At 41.9% G+C, this 2,439-nt stretch carries 2 protein-coding genes; both read left to right on the forward strand.

Annotated elements, in window-relative coordinates; genetic code table 11:
- Positions 1-103 precede the first annotated feature (103 nt).
- The gene (locus tag VLN09_RS10760; RefSeq protein WP_325246384.1) at positions 104-793 is read left to right on the forward strand and encodes a hypothetical protein; all 690 of its coding nucleotides are present in this window, start codon (positions 104-106) and stop codon (positions 791-793) included.
- A 96-nt stretch (positions 794-889) separates the two neighbouring features.
- A complete protein-coding gene (chrA, locus tag VLN09_RS10765; protein ID WP_325246386.1) occupies positions 890-2,098 on the forward strand; it encodes a chromate efflux transporter in 1,209 nt (402 codons plus the stop codon).
- Positions 2,099-2,439 lie beyond the last annotated feature (341 nt).

The raw sequence follows: 2,439 nt of genomic DNA on the forward strand, positions 1-2,439 counted from the left end.
AAATTCTAAGGGCATATTAAGAAATAATATGCCCTTAGAAACGCATATTATTTCTTAATAGCAGACAGTTATTAAAGCTAACACCCATAAAAGGCCGTCCCAAATGACCAATGATAACCCGTATAATTTTTTGCCACTGCAGCCTACCGGTAGAAACGAGACTGATACTGCCAATACTTATGCGCCTGAAGACATGATTAAGATATATGAGCAGCAGTTTCTCATCCAAGTCCCTGAAGAGCAGCTAACTGAATTTTTACCTGCATTAAAGAGCTTCTATGATATTGATAATCATACTTTAGATGTTAGCGCCATTATCTTTGAAGCAATCGCGGATGCCAGTATTATTTATAATCATAAAATAAAAGCAGGGCGCTACCAACTACTAGAGGGATTGGTAAAAGAAGTGCTTGAACATGATGAAGACGACAAAAATGACGCAGGCGTTGATGGCATTGACGGTGAAGAGGCACAAGCCTATACCCTCGATTGTAAGCGTACCTTTTTTATTAATGATGTAGAGATGCCTTATTATTTTAATTTATTTATTCATGGCGACAGTTATTCAACATTAACCAAACAAGATACCTTGCTAGAGCAGATGTATTGGTTCGCGAGTGACGGCGCTGAAGATAACGAGCGTTTAGAGGTGATTAATACGCAGTTAGCTGCCTTAGGTATTCGCGCAATGGATCTGGCGACGCTCTATCAGATAGTGGATTATGTAGAAGAAAATATCATAGATGACGCTATGATAGAGACCCTGAATAAACTATTAGATGATGCTGAGTAGTAAGTAAAAAATAAGACCAAATAGCCAATCAAACTTTATATGTGACTTTAATTGATAATACTTTCTCTTCATAGGGTCTGCCAAGGAGAGTGACTCGTGGTACATCATAATAACGCTAATATTGAAAGCAGATCAGCATGGGCTGTTTTTCTTATTTTCCTTAGATTAGGTCTAACCTCATTTGGTGGCCCCGTTGCTCATTTGGGATACTTCCGTGATGAATTTGTGATACGCCGCAAGTGGCTAACTGAAAACAGCTATGCCGATTTAATCGCGCTCTGTCAGTTTTTACCAGGACCTGCTAGCAGCCAAGTTGGTATTGCTATAGGGTTGTCTCGAGCAGGATATACTGGCGCGCTTGCTGCTTGGGCAGGTTTTACCTTGCCCTCTGCCATAGCGCTTATTTTATTTGCCATAGGTGTTACCAGTTACGGGGATATTATTCCACTTGGCGTACTGCATGGTTTAAAAATAGCGGCGGTGGCTGTGGTTGCACAAGCGGTATGGGGAATGGGGAAAAATCTCTGCACCGATGTTGCGCGAGTGTCTATCATGGCGCTAGCTGCTTGTTTTGTACTTCTGGTACCCTCTGCATTAGCTCAAGTGAGCGTTATTGCTATTGCTGCCATCATTGGAATACTATGGTTCAAGCCTGAAAAAGTAATGGCTCATGACCCTTTGCCTATTACTGTGAGACGTCGGACTGGGGTTGTTTGGTTATTCTTATTTTTCTCATTGCTCATCGGCTTGCCGCTGCTAACAGCCTTGTACCCAAGCCAAACCTTATCTATGGTAGATACCTTCTTTCGTGCAGGATCACTCGTGTTTGGTGGTGGACACGTAGTGTTACCATTATTACAAGCTGAAATTGTTCCCGCAGGTTGGATAAGTAACGATACTTTCTTGGCAGGTTACGGTGCCACGCAAGCAGTACCAGGACCTTTATTCACCTTCGCTGCATTTCTGGGTGGCTCGATGAACCAAGCACCTAGTGGCTGGTTAGGAGGGATGATTTGCTTGCTAGCAATCTTTGCGCCGTCATTTTTGTTAGTTATGGGCGTCCTACCATTTTGGGAGACTCTACGCCAAAATTTGCGCACAAGAGCCGCCTTGTCTGGTATCAATGCAGCGGTCGTTGGGTTGTTATTGGCAGCGCTTTATCAGCCTGTATGGACAAGCGCGATTTTTGAAGCAAAAGATTTTGGTTTGGCATTAATTGCTCTAATAGCTTTGATGTTCTGGAGACTACCTGCTTGGCTAGTGGTGATAAGTTGCGGAGCCGCTGGATGGTTACTAACACTATAAGGTGATAACTATCTGTATAGTAATCAGATACATTCATATATTCCCAATTTTCAAAACTGCTCATTATTGAGTAGCCTTTTCTTAATCTTGGAGGGTTTGACTCTCTCAAGAGTCACCACATCAAGTTACGTCTCAACATCCACTTCAAACGGTAAAGCCGAAATTTACCAAATTTATCTTTACCGTTTATTCAGCATAGGTCAAGGTTATTGATAACGCTAAAATAGAATAGGATAAATGACCAATAATAAGATAAACTGCCCCGCGAGCGCTGATTGGATTCGATATATTTCGGACTGCCCAGACGCATTTAATCAGTTATAAAAGCCCATTTATAAAAG

This window comes from Psychrobacter sp. (assembly GCF_035469765.1).
Lineage (GTDB): Bacteria > Pseudomonadota > Gammaproteobacteria > Pseudomonadales > Moraxellaceae > Psychrobacter.

Coding starts and splice junctions, on each gene's coding strand:
- VLN09_RS10760 (WP_325246384.1), top strand. CDS start 104: ATGACCAATGATAACCCGTATAATTTTTTGCCACTGCAGCCTACCGGT.